Raw genomic sequence first — 19900 nt, 5'->3', positions numbered from 1 at the left:
CTCGGTGAAAACCAAGTCGAGTCAGGTAATGCGCTTAGCATTTGTTGCCGGTCCTCGAACCTCAACCGTGCTGACTCTAGCGTAATGACAATTACTGGAAGCGCTTATAGCGGCACCAGCTTCTTGTTAGAGCAGAAGTAATCCCAGACGTTCTGATTTCGATCTTCGTGTCGAAAATCTCGTTAAACCGTCATGCGCAGAAAATTCAACTGAACCGGCTTGTGTTGTTCGTCCCTTATCTTGTCTCTTGCGTATGTACGAGTGCAACTCGGACGAGTACGATTTAGCTAGCTTACATCGTCGCTGGCCCATCGATGTGACAATGCTTCGATAAAGCATTATCGAAAATGTACTGAATGAATCGAAATCTCGTACATGTCTGATTGAGCGGTCTGCTTTCATTGATCTAATCTTGACATCCTCGCGTGCAGCCAATCGGCCGCAAGCTGAAAAGATCATCATGAAGAAAAGGCGGGTACATTGTCTATAAGGGTCCTTGCGGCTGACAGCCATCCGGTAACCGCTCTAGGCATCGAGACGATCTTACGGAAATATCATGATCTGACATTGATCGGCGCGATGGGAAGGGCCATTTACATCTCAGATCTGGAGTTAGTAAATGAATTCGATGTAATCGTGATGGATAAAAAGGCGGCATCGACATGTATGGTCGGGACAACGATTCCGCTGATAAAGCTTATTCTGGACGATTATCCGGATGTCGGCGTCGTATTGCATTCATGTGTTCGTAACGCTGCTTATATTGCCACGCTTGGTCAATTGGGAGTGAGTGCGATGCTCGACGCTGAAGACGTAATCGTACATCTGAATGTGGCTATTGAGGCAGCCAATGCAGGGGCGCATTTTGTTTCGCCGACGCTTGCGGAAACGAGCTTAAGTAATACGAGCGCGTTAGAGGAGGTAAAGCCATTATCTCGATGCGAAATCCATATCATTCGATCAATTCTATCGGGATCTTCCGTGAAGGAGATCTCCTTGGCGAGGTATCGATCAAAACAAACGATCAGTACTCACAAAAACAACGCAATGCGAAAGTTGCGGGTCACATCGGATGCAGAGTTATTCAGGGTTTTTTCCGAGGAGGATTTCATTCTTGTTGAACTCACGTGCACGAATGGCTCAGGAAGACCTAAGCCTGGCGATTAATAATAGTCGGAGCAGATCGGGACAACATCCATATCGCGCGGCCGCAGTGTTGCCGACCGCTATTAGATTTCTTGCCGTTGTTCTTCTATCGGGCTGCAGTAGTCCCTTTGTCGAGCACTACGAACCCTTTGGAGATTTTAGCCCGCAAAGTCAAGCGGGTTCTCGCATCGGAACTGCTGAAATAATAGAAACCAGCGACCTTCAAAAACAGATTAGTGAGCTGAAGCGTGAAGGATATGTGCTCTCCGGCGCTTCTTGTTTCATTGATGTAGATACTGGAAGACGGGGGGATCAAGTAAAAGAATTAGCGCAAAAAACTGACGCGGATATCGTCGTAAGTTGGCAGATCCCTATGAACGCTGCGTTTGCCAATATCCCGCCGTCTGTCAAGCCGCGAAAGGATTGGGAGGTCGCCAACCCGACGAGCGTCCCGGTGCCAATGAAGGCGTACTGCGCCTTTCCGATGTTTCGTCTTTCTGAGTCCGCGCCGCCATGATGAGTGCTATCGAAAACTCGATGTGGTGCCACGAAAGCGGCGCGCTCGCATCGCGTCGGCCGCCCGCATCTGCTGTGACGACCGGCGGGTATCGCAGTCAACCTTGCTGGTCCGGCTCCCGCTCGGGTCCGCCAACGTCTGGGACATCGCCAGGGGTTGGTCCGGGTGCTGGTGCATCCGGTGGTGTTGAGGGTACAGCAGTCGGGTCGATCGGATCTGATGACATTGCAAATCTCCAAGGAAACGCGCATGGTGCGCGCGTTTCATCAACGCAATAGCTATTCCTAGGTAGGCGAAGCGGTAGTGCTACCACCTTATCACTTCGATTAGCTGGCGATGCCGAGGCAGGCAATTACTCACTCGGCCTTGAGCTTTTTCGGCTTCGGAGGCGTCTGGACTTTGCTGTACTCGAATTCCGGAGTGTCTTTCAGCGCTTGCTTGGTCGCTCCGGCAAGATAAAAATTGCCATTACGATTCTCAAGTGATGCGATTGGGACAGCGACGTCATGAGTAGCTACGCCCAAGAAGCCACCAGCGGCGATTACCGCTGCGGAAACTGTTGCGTCAGTCGTGATCACTAGATCTTTAATTGAACCGATCTTTTCATTCTTGTCGTTGTACACGGCTTTCCCAAGAATGCCCTTCTTCGCGCTCCAACCCTGCAAGAGGGCCTGAGATTGTTGCACGGTAACGCTGAGCGGTTGCGTTCCGGCCACTTGCGCTTGTGCAGTAATGCTCGCCGTGCCAATAGCCAATGAAAGGGCGATCTGATGGGACGTCTTCATGTTGGACTTCCGAGTTGAGGAACCTGCCGAAGTGCAAATCCCGTTCCCGGCAGGACTGGACCGACTAAGGCGCCTCGTTGGCAGCCACAAGCCCCTATAGCAGGCTGTGCATGCGGGATGTGCAATCTTCACGAAGCGATTACTTTGCCCTTCTCCGACGTTCCTTGCTGCGTTGAGAAATGCCAAAGTGGATTTGCCCCCGTAGTTCCGGACACCATCTCACACCAAGGTTGATGAATCGGCTTTACGTCGGAACTCGCGCGGCGAGCGGTATTTCAGCGCGCTATGCGGGTGTTTGTCGTTGTAGTGTTCGAATGCGACGGCCAGATTGCGCACGGCGGTCGCCGCGTCCGGCTTCGGCATGAACGCAACGTAATCGCGCTTCATCGTCTTGACGAAGCTTTCTGCCATGCCATTGCTCTGCGGGCTGCATACGGGCGTGGTCAACGGCTTGAGACCAATATCTGAAGCGAACGCGCGGGTCTTTTCGGCAATGTAACCCGAACCGTTGTCGCTGAGCCATTCGATTTGCGCGGGCGTTTTGCGAACGTTCCCGAAACGATGTTCGACAGCCGCCAGCATGACATCGCGCACAACGTCGCCGCTATGACCGCCTGTCGTCGCTGCCCAGCTGATCGCTTCGCGGTCACAGCAATCGAGTGCGAACGTCACGCGCAGCGGCGCGCCGTTGTCGCAACGAAACTCGAAGCCGTCAGAGCACCATCGCTGATTGCTTCTGGGCACCGCCACCGTACCTTCATGCCGACGCTCGATGCTCGGCCTCGCAGGCCTCCTGTGAAGCAACAAATCGTGCTGGCGCATCACGCGATAAACACGTTTCGCATTCACTCGAACCTCACACCGCAATTCCCGCTCGCTTCGCAGCAGGCCCCAGACGCGTCGATAGCCGTAGCTGGGCAAGTCAGCAACGAGCAAACGAATTTCGTCGACAATGCCAGCATCATCCGTTTTGCGTGCGCGCCGGCCATCCTGCCAGTCAGCAGTCCGGGCGAGCTTTACGACACATTTGAGCGCGCTACACCGAGAACGTCACAGACCTGCTTCACTGGCCGTCCCCCGGTAATGAGGGTGAGCGCGCAATCCATTTTCGCGACTTCATCACCTCCACGGCTTCCCGGAGAATCTCGTTCTCCATGGTCTTCTTGCCCAGCAGGCGCTGGAGCTCCTTTATCTGCTTCAGCGCGTCGCTCAACTCGGACGCCGGCACAACTTCTTCTCCAGCGCTCACTGCCGACAGGCTGCCGTCCTGATGCAGCTTGCGCCACTGAAACAGCTGATTCGGATTGATGCCGTGCAGCCGAGCCACCATCGAAACTGTCTTGCCGGGCTCGAACGTCTCCCGAACCATCGCCAGCTTCTCATCAGCCGACCAGCGCCGTCGGCGCTCAGGTCCCGTCAACACTTCCATTACTTCGTTCTTGTTGTTAGTCATATACACAGTCTTATGCCTACCCGCTATTGTAAGTGGGAGACTGTGTCCGGTCTTTCAGGGGGCTGTTCCACAAAGTTAACTAACGAACATTTTCTGGTTAGGCCAGTGGCCAGGACTTTATAAGAATTCGACTCTTCCCGCGCGCAGGTCTAATAACACTTCCTCGATACCTTGGATCTCGGTGCCGTCTCTGCTCGTCGCAATTACAGTCGATAAGCGGCCGGCATTGCTCGAAGCATCTTTTCGAATCTGCATCAACCGCCGCATCACGCCTTGCTGGGTGATGAAGTACTGATCCATCTTGGCCTCCGAGTATTAAGCGAATCCTACGCTTGGCGACCTGATGGTTGCGTGTTGAACTTCACATATAACTGATAGCTCTTGCTTAAGCCTGCGTGGCTCTCAAACAAGCGGGCGCTGATCGTCGCCAATTCTGCGCAGGTACACCGCGGCTGGAGGCCTTATTGCATATGGTCTAGCAGCCGAATTCGGACGCGCCTCATGGCGAATTCGGACAAGCCCGAAGTTGGTAGCGCGAAGCTCTGCTTTGCGTGCCGGATGGGCCGGAGCACACGCGTATTAGGGTAGGGCAATGAGATATCAAACTTCACAAGCAATTCTGCGCAGGAAGCAAGTGGAAGAAGTTACGGGACTTTCCCGGTCCACCATCTACGCGCGAATCAAGAACAGAACTTTTCCTTCACCGGTTGCACTCGGACCGCGCTCTGTCGGATGGCGTGTGTCCGACATCGAGGCGTTCCTCCTCGCTCCCGCTAACTATCGTATGGGAGACTGAGATGCTTTCGATGTTTTTCTCTCTGGCAATCTCAAGGCTTGGTAGTCGCGGCGATGCGAAGCATGAGACCACTGCTACGGGCGATGCGTGTGGTGATGGAGCGTCCACGTGCGGCGACGGCTATGGGCCGATTTGCACAGGCTCCAGAGAATACCCAAGGGCAAAAAAAAGGGCCGGCGCGATGTCCGGCCAAAAAGAAGACCCCGATAGCAATGTTAGTCGAGGAGCGGCGCGCCTGATATTGGTCGGGTACGAAATCGCGTGCGCTTCGCATCCTGCTGCGCCGTCGATGACAAACGATCGTGCTTGTGAGCCGACGGCCAAAAAAAAGCTGGCCGTTGAGGCCAGCAAAGAAGGGTTTCATGGATGCTGCACTTCGATAGTAGCCAAGCTCGAGGGTGTGCACCATCGGTTGGATACGAAAGAGGCTTGCTTGACGAAGTCGGAAGCGGTCGTCTATTCTCTGTGCCGTGGGAGGAGACACCTCTCGCTCGGGATTGCAGTCTCGATGGGACATAGGCGGACAACCGCCGACCGGCGGTTTTTTTTCGTCCGCAGCCTTGCGCACGCCTTCAATGGTCGGGCCTTGGTGGGGGAGCGTTCGCGCTCGCCGGTTTCCTATGTCGCCGGTACTGCAATCCCGCCTTGCGCTCGGCCACCCCAATTGCAGTTGGGGGCCGGGTTCGTTGAACCTGACATAGGAGGCTGCACCATGCGACTCGCTATCCCCGCTCGTCCCGAGCAAACTGATCCGCCGCTTCAAATCCAAATCATCAACCGCGCATTGCGTGAAGCTGCGCTCGCGCCGAGCGCGAACGACGCGCTTGACTGCTGCGCAGATGCACTCCTCGAGCTTGCCGAGCTCGCCCGTGCGGAGGTGCGCCATGACTAAGACAACACGCACCGCTATCCAGCAAATACCTTCGGCAGCAAGCCTGCTCGCCTTCTTTCGCGAGCGCTTCGACACAGCGCACGCCTCAGACAGCGAGCTGCAATTCCTCGCGGACTGCCTAACCGTGGCGGGCGATTCCGCGTCGTCGTTAGCCACCGTCGTATCAGCCATCGGATGCTTGATCACCAATGACCGAAGCCCTGAACTCAAACCAGTGCGCTCCGGCGCGTTACAGGAAGCCGAACAACCTCTTTTGCTCTACCGCATCGCCAGTGAAATCGAGCTCATCGGTCAGATCGTCGAGACCGCGTCCGAAGCCGAGTGCGTCCTTCGACAGCGATTGATCGACCGTCTCAAAATAGAGCGCTCTAGTCGTGCTCACAGCGATGAGTACTCCTTACAGGGAGGACACCATGGTTAGGCACCTCGAGATGGCGGCGAAGGTTCAGCAGTTCCACGATGTCTTGCAGATGTTGCTGATCGCCATTGCGGAGCTTCCTGTGAACGACGACCACCCTGTCTACGGTGTCGTTCGCATGTTGATAGATCAGTTTGCTGGAGTCGCAGAACAGTTGCATGAATACGTGCACGCAGATGGCGTGCGTCACGGTCAGTGCGCGATCGGTTCGAAGGAGGATGTATGAGTACGGTCGATCAGGACAAGGTGGTGATGGATATCCAGAAGAGCGCGACGCAGCGCATCCGGATCATTCATCGTCGGTATAAAGGCCGCGAGTACGTCGATATCCGGCTTGTGGTCGCCAATGCAGCGGGTGAGTTCGTGCCGACGCAGAAGGGCATCATGCTGCGCCCGGAACTACTGCCGCAGATCATTCAGGGGCTGACGCTGGCCGCGCGGGAGGTCGTATGAACGAGAACTACAAACTCGGCATTCCAATCGCTGAAGGCGAGTACGCGAGCCCGACTGAGTGCGTTCTCATGTGCGGCTTCCTTGTGTTTCATGCAAAGAAAGCCGATGACGACGTGCGCCAGTTCGCACGCCGCGTGCTCGACGTGGTGTTTGCCGCTGCCGCCGAGAAGGGGTTTCGCCGTACCGATCTGCTTGAAACGATGATGGCGAAGGGTGTCCGATCGCCGCGCGTGGGCGTTCTCGCGGGGCAAGCGACGGCGGCGATCGGCGACAACCTTGCCTTCGCTCGCGTAATTGCGAAGGCACATGTGATTGCGGGAGGTAAGCAATGAGCACCGTCTTTGACGAACACCAACGGATCCTCGAGGCACTCTCGTACATCCCGCCGGACGTTGAGCGCGACGTATGGTTCCGCGTCGCTGCGGCGCTCAAGCATGGCGAGGGCGAGGCTGGCTTCGACACGTTCGATCAATGGAGCCAGGGCAGTCCGAACTACGTCGCCGCCGACGTTCGCGACACGTGGCGCTCGATCCGTCCCGATGGGGGCATCACCATTGCCACCTTGTTTGCGATCGCCAAGAAGTACGGTTACAACCCGCGCGCAAAGGCGGCAATCGTCGTGGACCCAGTGGAAGTCGCCCACCGCCGGGCGGAACGCGACGCTCGGGCAAAAAAGGATGAGCAGCAACGCGCGAAGGACCGCAATCACGCGTCAACGATCGCGCTCGCCATCATCGAGAAGTCCGAAGCTGCGCGTGACGACCATCCATACTTGTTACGCAAAGGCATCACAGCCGTCGATGCTCTGCGTGAGCTCGACGTGCGAAAGCTTCGGACGCTGACAGGTTATCGCCCGCACTCCGGCGGCGTCCAGCTTGAGGGACGAATCCTCATCGCGCCGGTCATGATCGACGGTGCGGTCACAACCGTGGAGATGATCGACGACGATGGGCGCAAGTCGGCGCTGGCGGGCGGCGCCAAAGCGGGCGGCGGCTGGTTTGTCGGCGAATTCACAAAAGACTGTGCCCGTATCTTGATCGCGGAAGGGGTGGCTACCGCGCTTTCAGCTCATTTGTGCACGAACCACGCTACGGTGGCTGCGTTGTCTGCGGGCAACCTCATGAAGGTCGCTCAGGCAATGCGAGCAGGGCATCCGGAGGCTGAGATTATCGTACTCGCGGACCTCGGAAACGGGCAACAAATGGCGGCCGAAGCGGCGAAAGCCGTTGATGGCAGGCTCGCCTTACCCGAGTTTGGCGACACACGCGACGAGGACGAGAGCGACTTCAACGACATGCACACACGGTTCGGCGCGGCGGCGGTCGCCGCCAAGATCGAACGGGCTGCAAGGCCGGACGGCGGGGAGCAACCGGATAAGGGCTGCGTGCCGCGTGGCTTCTCCGTGAGTAAGGACGGGGTGTTCTATACCGATGACGACGGCATGCCGCACTGGATCTGCTCGCCACTTTACGTTCGGGCGCTGGTGCGCGATCGCGCCTCGGAAAACTGGGGGCGTCTGCTTGAGTGGAAGGACGCCGACGATCATCCGCATGTCTGGGCCATGCCGATGGAGATGCTGCGATCGGACGGTGCGGACATGCGAGGCGAGCTCGCACGGTTGGGGTTAGACATCGCACCGAGTAACCGCGCTCGCAATAAGCTAACGGAATACGTGACGACCGCGAAACCCAAGGCGCGGGGCAGGTGCGTGACACGTACTGGCTGGCATAACAGCGCCTTCGTGTTTCCCGACCGTACGATTGGCGTGTCAGCCGAGCGCGTGATTTTCCAATCGGAGGCCGTGATGCGGACGTACTCACAGGCTGGAACATTGGACGATTGGAAGCGCGACGTCGCATCTTATTGCTCCGGCAATTCTCGGATGCTCGTCGCTGTTTCGACGGCGTTTGCGGGAATGATGCTGGCGTACTCTGGGCAGGAGTCGGGCGGTCTTAACTTTGTGGGCGATTCATCGACAGGCAAAACGACCGCGCTCCGTGCCGCGTGTAGCGTCTATGGTGGTCCCGAGTACATGCAGCGGTGGCGTGCAACCTCAAACGGCCTTGAGGGGTTAGCTGCGCTTCACAATGACACCCTACTCGTGCTGGATGAGCTAGCGCAGGTCGATCCACGCGAGGCCGGGGAGATTGCGTACATGCTAGCTAACGGGAGCGGCAAGGCGCGCGCCGGGCGCACCGGCTCGGCGCGTGCGCGGCAGTCGTGGAGGTTGCTCTTCCTGTCGGCCGGCGAGATTGGCCTCGCGCAGCACATGCAAGCTGGAGGCAAAAGAGCAAAGGCGGGTCAGGAAGTCAGACTTGTCGAAATTCCGGCTGATGCGGGTCGAGGCTTTGGCCTTTTCGAGAATGTGCACGGACAGGCAGGCGGTGCACAACTGTCGGCGCTGATCGGCGAAGGGTGTAAGCGTAGCTACGGGATGGCGGCGATCGAGCTGCTGAAAATCGTATCAAGAGAGCCAGAGGTGGTCGAGAAATACCTCAAACAGGAGACAGCGAGATTTCTTGCCGAGCACCTTCCGCCGGATGCCTGCGGCCAGGCTCATCGTGTTTGCGATCGGCTCGCGCTTATCGGTATAGCAGGCGAATACGCGACGACCTGCGCTATTACAGGGTGGCAAGAGGGCGAAGCGAGATCTGCTGCGGCCATGTGTTTTAAAGCGTGGCTCATTAATCGCGGCGGCGCGGGCAGTTACGAGCATGCCGCGATTCTCGCGCATGTGAAAGCATTTTTTGAGGCTCATGAAGAATCACGCTTTACCGATCTGAATGATACGGGATTGCGGCCTACTCTAAACAGGGCCGGCTTCCGGCGACCTGCCGAGGGTGGCTCTGAATACCTTGTGTTTCCAGAGGTTTTTAAGCGCGAGGTATCTATGGGATTCGATCCAAAATGCGCAGCAAAAGTGCTCATCGACGCGGGCTGGGTTCGCGGCTCGCCGGATGGAAAGTTTCAGCGGGTGGAGCGAATCCCAGGCAAAGGAAGCACCCGCGTCTACGTATTCACCTCCAGGATCTGGACCGCAAGCGGAGCTTCATGATCATCCTAAAACCGGTGTAACAGGTGTAGCAGGTGTAACGCACGCCGTAAAGCCCTGAGGCTTAAGGCGTTTCGCGTTACACCGTTGAAGGTTCCGCCGTTACACCGTTACACCCTCGATACCGCTATCGAAAATCCCTGTTACACCAGCCCACGTGTCAATTACCGGTGTAACGGGGGCGGTGTAACGCTGAGAACCCCGATCTGCTTGCGTTTGCAGACGCCGTTACACCTGCTACACCTGTTACACCGAATTTGAGTAGATAGCTTCATCCGCATCGGTGTCGTCGCTGAATGACCCGCCCCGAAACTGGCCGCTCGAAGGGGCCGTAGTGAACGATGTTGTGTTCAAGATTACAGACTTACGCTTGGACCTCATCCCGTGAGAACGCACTCGTTGCGAGCGAGCGTGAGTGTTGCAATGCAAATTTGAATTGCCGTTGGCAAAGCGACGGAGTCGAAAGACTAAGCTTCTTATCTTCGAATCTACAGAAGCAACAAGCGATTATTAATTTATCCATCCATGGAACGGGTTGCTGCATTTGATAAATATCAAATTTCCAGTGTTGTTAATGCTGGTTTCGTACTCGACTGATGTTCAAGGATGGTCGTTATCCGCTTTAATAATGACTAATCGAACGACGATAAAAGCAATCGATGCGTAAGGCCTTGCACTCTGCAAAGATAACCGGCCAGGCGGGGCACGTCGTTTATCTGATCAAAAATCGAGCATGACACACGTTTGCAATGGCGAGCGTATTGGGTGAGCACGTTTCGGTATTAATCGCTGAGGGATGAAGCTTATGAGAAGGACTTCACGAATTTTCCGGGGGGGGGGGGCTTTGAGTGCGGATTTCGGCGATGGTGATCAGTCATTTCGGCGAACGTGATCAGTCTGGAAGGTGGTGTTGCGCGGTCAATGGATTATAGCTACGGTGATCACGATCAGGCGTCAGCGGATTCGTATTTTGTTTTCTTTCTCATCGAATCGCCCTTGACCGGAAGCTTGTGGGCCTGATGCACGAGCCGGTCGAGAATCGCATCGGCGAGCGTGGGATCCTGCAGCCACGCGTGCCAGTGTTCGAGCGGCAACTGGCTGGTGATCACCGTCGAGCGCGTACCGACACGATCATCAAGTACTTCGAGCAAATCGTTGCGCGCGGCCTGGTCGAGATCCTGCAAACCCCAGTCGTCGAGGATCAGCACATCGATCTTCGCGAGTTGCGCGAGCCGACGTGTGAAGCTGCCGTCGCCGTGCGCGATTTTCATTTCTTCGAACAGCCGCGCGACGCGCACATAGAACGCCGAGAAGCCCTGACGGCACGCCTGCTGGCCGAACGCGCATGCGAGCCAGGTCTTGCCCGCGCCCGTGGGGCCAGTCAGGATCAGGTTCTGCGCATTGCGCACCCAGTCGCAGCCGGCGAGCGTGGCGACGATGCGCTGGTCCAGCCCACGGCTTTGCCGGTATTCAATGTCCTCGACGCAGGCCTGTGGGTTCTTGAGCTTCGCCGCGCGCAGCAGACGTTCGAGTCGCCGCGTATCACGCCAGGCCAGCTCGCGATCTACGAGCATGCCCACGCGCTCCTCGAACGACAGGCTGGTGCTGGCCGTGAGCGCCGACTGCTCCTCAAAGGCGCGGGCCATGCCGTCCAGTTTCAGCGCCTTCAGTTGGGTAAGGGTGTGCTGCATCAACATTGTGATCTCCTTCGGGTCAGTGGTAGTAGTCGGGACCGCGCACGTTCTCGTGCTCGGGCGAGCGCCATTCGGTGAGCGTGATAGGGAGCGAGGGCTGCAGGTCAAGCCCCGCTTCCAGGATCGACAGCACGGAGCGGCGCGTGGGCGAGCCGATCTTCAATGCGCGCTGGCACGCGGCTTCGAGGCGGTGCTTGCCGTACTTGCGCGCGAGCGAGAGCAGACCGAGACAGGCGCGATAGCCCATCTCGGGGTGGGGTTTGTTGGTCAGCAGGTGTCGCACGACAGCCTCGGCGCCGGGGCCGACGGATGCGCCCCAGTTGAGCAGGCGGCCCGGAGTCCATTCCATGTGCGCGCGATGCGCGGCCGGCATGTGTTCGGCGATGGTCGTGTGTTTACCTTTGAGGCGCGAGCGTGCGTGCGCAGCGACACGCTTGCCGCCATGCAGGATCTCGACGCCGTGGCGTGTGATGCGCGCCCAGACCTCCTGCCGCGCGAGGCTGTGCGGGACGCTGTAATAGTGGCCGCCGACATCGACGTGGTAATCGATGTTCACACGGCACTTCTGGAAGGTGGCAATCTCGTAGCGACGCACGGGCAAAGGGCGCAGTACGGGCTGGTCCAGACGTTCGAACCATTCACGACGGTTGCCTTCGAGCCGCTTGAACGGGCGCTGGTTCAGCTCGGCGATCAGTTCTGCAATGGCCTTGTTGAGTTCGGCCAGACTGTAGAAGCGATAGTGGCGCAACCGGGCCAGCACCCAGCGCTCGACGATCTGCACGCCGACTTCGACCTTGGCCTTGTCCTGCGGTTTGCGCGGACGCGCCGGCAGCATTGCCGTGCCGTAGTGGTTCACGAAGTCCTGCGTGGTCGTGCCCAGTCCGGGTTCGTAACGGTCGGGCCGCGCGATCAGCGCCTTCGGGTTGTCGGGCACGAGCAGCTCGGGCACGCCGCCGATGAACTCCAGCGCGTCGCACAGGCTGCCAATCCAGTCCGCCATCGTCTCGGTGCGGGTCGCGCACGCGAACGTGTAGTTCGATGCGCCGAGCACGGCAACGAACACGTGCGCCTCGAACTCAACGCCGCCATCGCGCGCGAGGATCGGCACAGTGGGACCCGCGAAGTCGGCGAACAGCTTCTCGCCGGCGCGGTGCTGCTGGCGCATTGAACGCTTGATCGACTTCGCCCAGTCCTTGTACTTCTGGCAGAACTGCGTGTAGCGGTAGGTCCGCTGGCCGGGGTTCGCTTCAGCGTATTCTTCCCACAGCAGTTGCAGCGTCACGCCCTTGCGACGCAGCTCGCGATGCAATGCCATGTAGTCAGGCTCGATGCGTCGCGACGCTGTCGCCGTGGCATCGGTCGCCGCAGGCCTCAGGCGCGCGTCCAATTCATCGTCGGACAGCGCTTGGGCTGCGGCCCAGTCGAGTCCCGCCTGGCTGGCCTGGGCCGCGAACTTCGACACGGCTCCGACGCTGATGCCGATGGCCCTGCTGATCTGACGATGCGTCAGGCCACACGCCCACTTCAGTCGCAGGACTTCCTTCAATTTGCGCATGCTCATCCGAGGTGTCGGCATCAGCGCCTCTCCCGCAAAAAAGGGAGCAGGCTAACGCCGCCGGTGAATACATGCGCAACGCCGCCGCCAGACTCAAACCCGGATTACGTTCCGGTTACGTGATCACCCGTTTCGGTCCCGTGATCGCTCATTCCGGCATCGTGATCACGCGTTTCGGAAATCTGTGATCGGCGATCGTGATCAACCGAAACGGCTGATCACGATCATTCGGAATCCGCGATCACGATCCGCTGAAATGCGTGATCACGTTCGCCGGAATACGCACTTTGAGGCTACTGCCATCGGTAAACTGGAATGTCCTATGGACATTCTTCGCCTCTGCCGCGTGGGCTAGCAATCCCGGGTCTCCTCTCTTCCTGCCAGCGTCGGCGGATATGGGTCAAAACAAATGCGGCGAGAGAACTGCGGACAGCGTCAGCAGGGAGATTGAGCCAAAGGCTGACACCAGCTCAAGATCTCGCGGCGAAACTTGTTGCAGCACTTATCTCAGCCCGAACGCGCAAGCTCAAATGCTTGGCCCTGCGAGATCGGGAATAAAGTTGACCGCCGATGGACCGCCGCTGAGCGGAGCTCATGTAGCGGTCGGATGCGATGCTTATAAAGTTCTGCCTCCGCAGTGCGTCGCAAGGATGCATTGGCGTGGCATGAGTGAGCGGCGCAGTCTTGCACTTGAGCAAGGACACTCTGCCCTGTGTCAGCTCGCTCGGCCGAGCCGTCGAAGGCCGGTTTGCATCATGATCCCTGTGAGCCGCCACGCCGACTAACGATCGATGGTCGGCGCATTTCGGACTGCATTCCAGCGCAGCGCGAAGGCCTGCGTAGGTCATAAAGGGGTTCCACTCGCCATGCCTAGAACCGACAAAGACGGCTCTGATTTGCATGTCAAGCTGTCAGTGCTGATTGGGAGCGCGCTGAGAGTCGACATCGCTCGCCTTCGACGCGACGAACTCTTCGTGGACGTGATTCCGAACTTCGACTCTTTAGTTATTCTCGAAATCATTCTTCTAATCGAGGAGCGCGAGGGTCTTCAGTTCGACCGCTATCTACAAACGCGCAACGTCCTGGCCACCGCCAACGCAGAGGGATCCTTGCCGGTGTTTCCGCCGAACATCAGCGCGCTTGTGCGCGCAGTGCTTCAGGCAAAGAAGGCGGAGTCGTGTCTTTTGGAAAGCGAGATGCGCACGACCGCGACGAACCTGACTGCCGGCCTACCTGAAAGCGAGAACAATGCTCGAAGCAGCATTAGGGATGGTTCTACATGAAGCATGATGTGCTTATCACCGGCATTGGATTGACTGGACCGCTAGGCAACGATCCGAATGTCTTCTTTGACGCACTTATTGCGGGGAAAAATGGAATCCAGCGTCATCCTAATCCGCTGATAGACCGATACGTCGGACATGCGGAATTGAACATCGAGGCGCATTTCGCCCCGGCTGACTCGAGATGTCTCGATCGTGTGTCTTTGCTGGCTTTATACGCAGCGCGACAAGCCATGATTTCCAGTGGATGGGGTGGCGATGAGGTGGGGCGCGACTGTGGCGTGTTCATTGGAACAGGCATCGGCGGCGTGACCTCGCTTGTTGGCGGGATCAACGACTTTTATGGCCGAAACAGGCGTGAAATCTTACTCACCATACCTGCGGCCATGCCCCATGCCCCTGCTGCACACATAGCAATCGAGGTCGGCACGTCGGCGGAGGTGCTGACCTACACGACCGCGTGCTCGGCAGGCGCCGTCGCAATCGGAGAAGCTTTCCGCCGTATTCGCGACGGACACTTAAATATCGCGTTGTGTGGAGGCACCGAGGCTATGTTGAGCCCACCGCTGCTTCGAGCTTGGTCTCAGCTGCGAGTCCTGTGCGACGAGCCGGCGATTGCACCTGGGACAGGGTGTCGCCCGTTCAGTGAAAGCCGGACTGGCTTCGCACTCGCAGAAGGCGCATGCGTGCTTGTGCTCGAATCCGCCGCCCATGCGGCTCGTCGGGGAAGTTATCCAATCGCTGAGATAGTCGGATACGGTTCGAGTAATGACCACAGTCGTTTAACGATGCCTACGTCGCACGGCCAAGCTCTCGCGATTGAGCGGGCGATCACCGATGCAGGCATAAGAGCGAGCCAGGTCGGATATGTGAATGCGCATGGTACTGCAACTCGAAATGGAGATGTGATCGAAGTGGAAGCGCTTCGCCATGTGTTCGGTTCGTCACTCCCACGCATTCCGATAAGCAGCACAAAGTCGTCTCATGGACATTTGATCGGCGCGGCTGGTGCGCTGGAATTGGCGATTTGCGCGCTAGCAATTCGTGAACAGAAAATTCCGCCGACTCTTCATCACGATGGGAAAGACCCGTTCTTCGCGGGGCTCGATTATGTTCCTGAGGTCGGGCGCTCGGTTAGCGATCTACGAATTGCTATGAGCAACTCATTTGGGATGGGAGGGAACAACACTGTGCTGATCATCAAGCGATGCTGACGGTGTCCCATCGTGGAACCTTAAGATAAGGAGCGAATCGTTGAGCGAGGAGAGAATCAGCTTCAGGACGACGAATATGCGTTACCCCCGATCTTCGAGGGACACGTTGGCAAAAACTCGTCCAAGCGATCGGGAGCTTCACATATGGGTCGACTCAGGAGGTTCCAAGCGCGTTTGCACAGAGCTGTTTAAGGCGGGGTACATGGACAGCGCTCGCTACATGGCGGACGTAGCATATTGTCGTATGACATTTACGCCAAGCGTCAATCATGGATATAGCTTATGGGGACCTACCTGCGCGTCCATGATGCGTCGCTACAAGTGGATCATGTGGGCGATGTCGAAGCCGACCCTCTGGTTTGTTGAAGACAGCGCTTTTCAAATGTCGCAAAGGGAAACGCCTCATTGGCGCGGAATGTTCGTGCGCTACGTCGTCTTCATCCCGGCGTGTCTGATGGCCCTAGGCTTAGAAAAGTCTTTCGTCCGGTTGCTTCGCCGTGCACGAAGCAAGCGATAGTTCTCAACGCTTACGAGATCGCGACGCGTAGACATACAGACGCCGTCTCGTTCACGACAACTCCCTAGAACTGGGATGACTAAGTTCGCATCGCAGAAGCTGATGCGCATCCGGCCATGTGCCGGTCAGAGCATCAAAGTGTTGCTCAATATCCTCAACTTTTATCTCGAAGCACTAACTAGGAGAGTAGAAATGAGATGCCGAAAGAAAGTGTTAGCAGCCGGTTCACTTAGTATCCTCGCAGTCGGTATCGCGATGGCAGATAGTCCCAGCCCAGGAGTCAACAAAGGGCAGATAAATTTCACCGGCGAGATCACAACTGCGCCCTGCTCGGTCGATGGAAGCAGTGTCAATCAAACAGTCCCGTTAGGTTCGATATCGACAAACGTATTGTCGGCAGCCGGCGCAAAGTCAACGGGGCGAGACTTCGAGATTAAACTCACGGGCTGTACCCTCGGCACGGTCAAAAATGCTCAGGTCACATTCAATGCAACGCCTGATGCTGACGATCCGAGTCTTATCGCACTGACGGCTGGTCCATCGAGCGCGCAGAACGTAGCTGTGGGTCTTTACGACGTAAATAGCCAAAAGGATCTGGCGCTCGGAACAAAATCTGACGCAATTCCAATCAGGAACGGCTCCTTCTCTCTCCCATTCCGAGCCTTTTATAAAGCCACGAAAAGTGCTGCCGTAGCTGGCGTTGCGAACGCTACCGCCCAATTCACAGTTTCATATAACTGACAATGACTGTGACAAGCCCAGGGAATGATATCTCTGGGCTCAACTTGTGTATTCCATTCTGTAGATTGAGTAATCTACGTAAAGCGATCTTACTCGATGTTTCTTCGACCGCGGTACTTAATCATCCCCCTCATGTTCGCTTACTTATTGGCGGCCGATGGCGTGGACGCAGCGATTGTGTTGTCCGGGACTAGGCTCGTATTCGAAGGTGCAAAACGAGAAACGTCTATTACCGCAGAAAACAGATCCGACGAGCCATACGTCGTCCAAGCATGGATCGAGGACGACAGTGGCAACACCGACACGCCCTTCTTCGTTGTTCCCGCCGTCTCTCGGATCGACGGACGGCGTGAGGGATTGCTTCGTGTTGTGAAGGTGGGCGGTGGATTGCCGAGCGACCGCGAATCCATGTATTGGCTTAACGTGAAAGAGATCCCGAGAATTGATAAGCGTGACAACGTACTTCAGATCTCGGTCCGTACGCGAATCAAGCTCTTCTACCGTCCGCCCGGCCTTCACCAAGACAAGCTTGATACTAGCTTGCTTCGCTGGAGTCAAGTAAGGGACCGCCATTTACGTACCTGTTCGCTTGTTCTGCGCAATGACGCGCCATTCTTCGCAAGTTTCACAGATCTAACAATCAAGTATGGCGACGGGCGACGCACGGAACTTGAAAGTGGGTATGTAGCTCCGTGGTCGTCACGTGAATTCGTTTTGCCACACTGTGACGCCGATCTTCAAGTGAGCTACTCGATCATTAACGACTTCGGGGCAACTGAGGAGCGCCCCGCGGTACCAGCGGCGATCAAGACAAGAAACTAAGCCATCTTCGTGGATTGCAGGTCGATTGAAAAGGATCACTTGGGTGCATGAATCGACGACAGCACTTAAAATCTGTCGGCGTTGTGTGGAGTATCTTGCCATTATTGCGTTAAGCAATGCCTCGCCGATAACAGTACGTGCGGATAGCGACCGCGCGGTGTTCAACAATGCTTTTCTGAGCTTAGGAGGCGGTCCGCAAGACGTCGATCTGTCCGTTTTTTCATTTGGCAATCGCATACTGCCTGGCTCTTACCCGAGCACGGTCTTTCTCAACGGAGATCGATTAGGTGATGAGGAAATCAAACTGGTCACGGATCGTCATGATGTCGATGCTTCACCCTGCCTGAGTCGAGAGCAACTGATGAGATGGAAGGTCAATATCGCCGCATTTCCCAAAATCTCGGAGTACGCAGACGGCGTCTGTATCGATCTCGGTAGAATTATTCCTGACACCACAACGCAATTTGACGCAGCGTCTCAAACTCTTCGGATCTCAATACCTCAAGCAGCAATGCTGCGCCGAGCTCGTGGCGTTGTGCCGATGGACCAACTCGACGACGGCGTCACGGCTTTGCTCTTCGGGTATCAGCTAAACGGGAACCACGACTATTTGCGAAATAGAGATAGTTTGTACGCAAGCTTGCACTCCGGACTGAATCTTGGACCTTGGAGATTTCGGAATTGGCTCGCCATCAATCGTAGCCCTTATGGGACAAAGTTTGAATCGCGAGCGACTTACGTCGAACGAGCTTTGCCAACTATCCAATCGCGCTTGACGGTGGGAGACACGTTCGTGTCCGGGTTCGGAGACGATGGTTTTGGCTTGCGCGGTATTCAACTGCAAACGGACGACTCTATGCGGCCTGACAGCTTGCGGGGATTTGCCCCATCCATTCGCGGAATCGCCCGCACAGCCGCCGAAGTTACAATTCGACAGAATGGCTACGTGCTCTACAAAATCAACGTGGCACCGGGCCCCTTCGTCATCGACGATCTATACGCAACGCCGGGCGCCGGCGACCTCGAGGTTACGATCGCGGAGGCGGATGGTTCGATCACTCGATACAAGCAACCTTATGCCGCGCTGCCGACTTTAGTACGAGAGGGAATGCTCAATTACGACCTGGCGATCGGAAAGTACCGAGACGCTTCAGAACCTGACGGACCGTTCGCAGCGAAAGCAGCGATTGGCTATGGTTTGACCTCCAACGCGACGGTCTACGGTCGTGCGGTGTTATCAAGTGTGTACAGTGCTCTCACAGCAGGCGTTGGTCTTAATATGAAAGGTTTAGGAGCTTTAGCGTTTGATTTTACACATACAAAGCTAAGCTCGGGCAGCACCTTTCGTCAGTCGGGAAACGGAATTCAGCTAACGTACGCAAAGTCGCTGCCGGCGTACGGCACGCAGTTCCGACTCGTTAGCACGAGGTACTTGACCGAAGGCTACCGTTCGTTTGCACAAGCGGTTCGGGAAGACCGGGGAGGATGGAGGAGGGCGGGCGATCTTAAAAGTGAAGTGAGCGCAAACGTCGCACAGCCGCTTGGCACGTATGGCTCAGTGTACTTAACGGCCATCCGACAAGGGTACCGGCGATCGCACTCGGCAGAGACGGTGCTGCAGCTCGGCTATGCGACATCATTCCGAACCGCCACAGTCAGTTTCAATTACAGCCAATTTGCAGCACGGCGTATGCATCAAACCGAACGCCAGCTACAGGTGGGTGTCTCGATACCAATCGACAAGAGCGTATCAACCGCGACGTATCAAGTCGCGAGTGATGGGAAGGGCAAGCTCGACCATCAAGCGGGTGTCGCTGGCTCAATCCTTTCCAATCGCAACCTTTCTTACAGTGCGAACGTGAGCAAAGGCACCGGCGATTCGCGAAGTTTCTATGGCTCGCTCAACTATCAAGGGTCGAAAGGAAATGTATATATTGGTCATAGCCAAGGGGCACGGTCGAGTCAGTCGCAGGCTTCCTTAAGCGGCGGAATGATCATTGACAGCCATGGTCCGCTTTTGTCTCAGTCTGTCGGGGAGACGACGGGCATCATTGAAGTACCAAATGCAGGCGGGCTTGCTATTGAAGGTTACCCAGGAGTTGCTACCGACTCAAGTGGGCGCGCGGTGGTGCCAAGTCTTGTGCCATATCGGAAGAACCGTGTTGCTGTGAATGCGGCGCAGACCGCGACAAGCGATGTTGATTTGCTTGAGCCTGCAGTATCGGTCGCTCCGACTCGAGGCGCAGTCACCTACTCGAAGCTGAAGGCCGACATCGGAAAGCGGTTGTTTGTCCGATTGACGCTGCCTGATGGAGAAAAGGTCCCCTTTGGGGCGCGCATCACAGATCGCAAAGGCAAAGAAAAAGGAGCTGTCGGTACAATGGGACGTGCCTACCTGACTGGCCTCGAAGCGGGCCCATCCAGCTACGCCGTGGATTGGGGCAGCGCTCGTGACAAGAACTGCACGTTCTCTGTTCACATCTCGCAAACGAGCGGAATGTCGGACGACCGTCTAGTCGACGCAGTATGCAACTTCGCCAACGATCGCTAAACCGTTCGCAG

At 56.7% G+C, this 19900-nt stretch carries 18 protein-coding genes and 1 pseudogene; 14 read left to right on the top strand and 5 right to left on the bottom strand.

Annotated elements, in window-relative coordinates; all coding sequences use genetic code 11:
* Positions 1-480: 480 nt before the first annotated feature.
* Together ACYQ47_RS21385 and ACYQ47_RS21380 are read left to right on the top strand one after the other, a co-directional pair.
* Entirely contained in the window at positions 481-1167 is a 687-nt protein-coding gene (locus ACYQ47_RS21385; protein WP_459906756.1) for a LuxR C-terminal-related transcriptional regulator, read from the top strand.
* Positions 1136-1663, top strand: a complete 528-nt coding sequence (locus ACYQ47_RS21380; protein ID WP_459906754.1) for a hypothetical protein — start codon at positions 1136-1138, stop codon at positions 1661-1663. The genes ACYQ47_RS21385 and ACYQ47_RS21380 overlap by 32 nt, the downstream gene beginning before the upstream one ends.
* A gap of 356 nt (positions 1664-2019) precedes the next feature.
* On the opposite strand, the gene ACYQ47_RS21375 is transcribed toward ACYQ47_RS21380, so the two are convergent.
* The 3 genes and pseudogenes from ACYQ47_RS21375 to ACYQ47_RS21365 form a co-directional block, all read right to left on the bottom strand.
* Positions 2020-2448, bottom strand: a complete 429-nt coding sequence (locus ACYQ47_RS21375) for a PRC-barrel domain-containing protein (RefSeq protein ID WP_459906752.1) — start codon at positions 2446-2448, stop codon at positions 2020-2022.
* 219 nt (positions 2449-2667) lie between these two features.
* Positions 2668-3877 (bottom strand): annotated as a pseudogene (locus ACYQ47_RS21370) (IS3 family transposase).
* 141 nt (positions 3878-4018) lie between these two features.
* On the bottom strand, positions 4019-4201 hold the full coding sequence (locus tag ACYQ47_RS21365; protein ID WP_459906750.1) for a hypothetical protein: 183 nt from the start codon (positions 4199-4201) through the stop codon (positions 4019-4021).
* A 292-nt stretch (positions 4202-4493) separates the two neighbouring features.
* On the opposite strand from ACYQ47_RS21365, the gene ACYQ47_RS21360 reads away from it, so the two are divergent.
* The 7 genes from ACYQ47_RS21360 to ACYQ47_RS21330 all read left to right on the top strand — a co-directional run bounded on the left by ACYQ47_RS21360 (position 4494) and on the right by ACYQ47_RS21330 (position 9515).
* Positions 4494-4697, top strand: a complete 204-nt coding sequence (locus ACYQ47_RS21360; protein ID WP_459906748.1) for a helix-turn-helix transcriptional regulator — start codon at positions 4494-4496, stop codon at positions 4695-4697.
* 712 nt (positions 4698-5409) lie between these two features.
* Positions 5410-5589: a hypothetical protein gene (locus ACYQ47_RS21355; protein ID WP_459906746.1), complete on the top strand. Its 180-nt coding sequence runs from the start codon at positions 5410-5412 to the stop codon at positions 5587-5589.
* On the top strand, positions 5582-6010 hold the full coding sequence (locus ACYQ47_RS21350; RefSeq protein ID WP_459906744.1) for a hypothetical protein: 429 nt from the start codon (positions 5582-5584) through the stop codon (positions 6008-6010). The genes ACYQ47_RS21355 and ACYQ47_RS21350 overlap by 8 nt, the downstream gene beginning before the upstream one ends.
* On the top strand, positions 6003-6233 hold the full coding sequence (locus ACYQ47_RS21345) for a hypothetical protein (protein ID WP_459906742.1): 231 nt from the start codon (positions 6003-6005) through the stop codon (positions 6231-6233). The genes ACYQ47_RS21350 and ACYQ47_RS21345 overlap by 8 nt, the downstream gene beginning before the upstream one ends.
* Positions 6230-6460 (top strand): transcriptional coactivator p15/PC4 family protein, encoded by a 231-nt coding sequence (locus ACYQ47_RS21340; protein ID WP_459906740.1) that lies wholly within the window; start codon positions 6230-6232, stop codon positions 6458-6460. The genes ACYQ47_RS21345 and ACYQ47_RS21340 overlap by 4 nt, the downstream gene beginning before the upstream one ends.
* On the top strand, positions 6457-6792 hold the full coding sequence (locus ACYQ47_RS21335) for a hypothetical protein (protein WP_459906738.1): 336 nt from the start codon (positions 6457-6459) through the stop codon (positions 6790-6792). Before ACYQ47_RS21340 ends, ACYQ47_RS21335 begins: the two co-directional genes overlap by 4 nt.
* Complete coding sequence (locus ACYQ47_RS21330) at positions 6789-9515, top strand: DUF927 domain-containing protein (protein WP_459906736.1); 2727 nt, start codon at positions 6789-6791, stop codon at positions 9513-9515. The genes ACYQ47_RS21335 and ACYQ47_RS21330 overlap by 4 nt, the downstream gene beginning before the upstream one ends.
* Positions 9516-10459: 944 nt before the next feature.
* On the opposite strand, the gene istB is transcribed toward ACYQ47_RS21330, so the two are convergent.
* Both istB and istA read right to left on the bottom strand, forming a co-directional pair.
* Complete coding sequence (gene istB / locus ACYQ47_RS21325; RefSeq protein ID WP_459906734.1) at positions 10460-11209, bottom strand: IS21-like element IS408 family helper ATPase IstB; 750 nt, start codon at positions 11207-11209, stop codon at positions 10460-10462.
* A 16-nt stretch (positions 11210-11225) separates the two neighbouring features.
* On the bottom strand, positions 11226-12782 hold the full coding sequence (istA, locus tag ACYQ47_RS21320; RefSeq protein ID WP_459906732.1) for an IS21 family transposase: 1557 nt from the start codon (positions 12780-12782) through the stop codon (positions 11226-11228).
* Positions 12783-13627: 845 nt separating this feature from the next.
* On the opposite strand from istA, the gene ACYQ47_RS21315 reads away from it, so the two are divergent.
* The 5 genes from ACYQ47_RS21315 to ACYQ47_RS21295 all read left to right on the top strand — a co-directional run bounded on the left by ACYQ47_RS21315 (position 13628) and on the right by ACYQ47_RS21295 (position 19889).
* Positions 13628-14044 carry a hypothetical protein gene (locus ACYQ47_RS21315; RefSeq protein WP_459906730.1) on the top strand — a complete coding sequence of 139 codons (417 nt, stop codon included), beginning with the start codon at positions 13628-13630 and terminating at the stop codon, positions 14042-14044.
* The gene (locus ACYQ47_RS21310; RefSeq protein WP_459906728.1) at positions 14041-15258 is read left to right on the top strand and encodes a beta-ketoacyl-[acyl-carrier-protein] synthase family protein; all 1218 of its coding nucleotides are present in this window, start codon (positions 14041-14043) and stop codon (positions 15256-15258) included. Before ACYQ47_RS21315 ends, ACYQ47_RS21310 begins: the two co-directional genes overlap by 4 nt.
* Before the next feature lie 592 nt (positions 15259-15850).
* On the top strand, positions 15851-16516 hold the full coding sequence (locus tag ACYQ47_RS21305; protein ID WP_459906726.1) for a fimbrial protein: 666 nt from the start codon (positions 15851-15853) through the stop codon (positions 16514-16516).
* Positions 16517-16648: 132 nt separating this feature from the next.
* A complete protein-coding gene (locus ACYQ47_RS21300) occupies positions 16649-17338 on the top strand; it encodes a fimbrial biogenesis chaperone (protein WP_459906724.1) in 690 nt (229 codons plus the stop codon).
* A gap of 43 nt (positions 17339-17381) precedes the next feature.
* The gene (locus ACYQ47_RS21295) at positions 17382-19889 is read left to right on the top strand and encodes a fimbria/pilus outer membrane usher protein (protein WP_459906722.1); all 2508 of its coding nucleotides are present in this window, start codon (positions 17382-17384) and stop codon (positions 19887-19889) included.
* The last annotated feature ends 11 nt before the right edge of the window (positions 19890-19900 follow it).

The organism is Caballeronia sp. HLA56 (genome assembly GCF_054655155.1).
The sequence above is the reverse complement of the archived record's forward strand: the minus strand, read 5'-3'. Positions and strand labels throughout refer to the sequence as shown.

What these genes read in the sequence shown, in the direction of transcription:
- ACYQ47_RS21345 (WP_459906742.1), top strand. Translation starts at nt 6,003, where the DNA reads ATGGTTAGGCACCTCGAGATGGCGGCGAAGGTTCAGCAGTTCCACGAT.
- ACYQ47_RS21365 (WP_459906750.1), bottom strand. Translation starts at nt 4,201, where the DNA reads ATGGATCAGTACTTCATCACCCAGCAAGGCGTGATGCGGCGGTTGATG.
- ACYQ47_RS21315 (WP_459906730.1), top strand. Translation starts at nt 13,628, where the DNA reads ATGCCTAGAACCGACAAAGACGGCTCTGATTTGCATGTCAAGCTGTCA.
- ACYQ47_RS21375 (WP_459906752.1), bottom strand. Translation starts at nt 2,448, where the DNA reads ATGAAGACGTCCCATCAGATCGCCCTTTCATTGGCTATTGGCACGGCG.
- ACYQ47_RS21380 (WP_459906754.1), top strand. Translation starts at nt 1,136, where the DNA reads ATGGCTCAGGAAGACCTAAGCCTGGCGATTAATAATAGTCGGAGCAGA.
- ACYQ47_RS21310 (WP_459906728.1), top strand. Translation starts at nt 14,041, where the DNA reads ATGAAGCATGATGTGCTTATCACCGGCATTGGATTGACTGGACCGCTA.
- ACYQ47_RS21350 (WP_459906744.1), top strand. Translation starts at nt 5,582, where the DNA reads ATGACTAAGACAACACGCACCGCTATCCAGCAAATACCTTCGGCAGCA.
- ACYQ47_RS21335 (WP_459906738.1), top strand. Translation starts at nt 6,457, where the DNA reads ATGAACGAGAACTACAAACTCGGCATTCCAATCGCTGAAGGCGAGTAC.
- ACYQ47_RS21305 (WP_459906726.1), top strand. Translation starts at nt 15,851, where the DNA reads ATGACTAAGTTCGCATCGCAGAAGCTGATGCGCATCCGGCCATGTGCC.
- ACYQ47_RS21340 (WP_459906740.1), top strand. Translation starts at nt 6,230, where the DNA reads ATGAGTACGGTCGATCAGGACAAGGTGGTGATGGATATCCAGAAGAGC.
- ACYQ47_RS21300 (WP_459906724.1), top strand. Translation starts at nt 16,649, where the DNA reads ATGTTCGCTTACTTATTGGCGGCCGATGGCGTGGACGCAGCGATTGTG.
- istA (WP_459906732.1), bottom strand. Translation starts at nt 12,782, where the DNA reads ATGCCGACACCTCGGATGAGCATGCGCAAATTGAAGGAAGTCCTGCGA.
- ACYQ47_RS21330 (WP_459906736.1), top strand. Translation starts at nt 6,789, where the DNA reads ATGAGCACCGTCTTTGACGAACACCAACGGATCCTCGAGGCACTCTCG.
- ACYQ47_RS21355 (WP_459906746.1), top strand. Translation starts at nt 5,410, where the DNA reads ATGCGACTCGCTATCCCCGCTCGTCCCGAGCAAACTGATCCGCCGCTT.
- ACYQ47_RS21360 (WP_459906748.1), top strand. Translation starts at nt 4,494, where the DNA reads ATGAGATATCAAACTTCACAAGCAATTCTGCGCAGGAAGCAAGTGGAA.
- istB (WP_459906734.1), bottom strand. Translation starts at nt 11,209, where the DNA reads ATGTTGATGCAGCACACCCTTACCCAACTGAAGGCGCTGAAACTGGAC.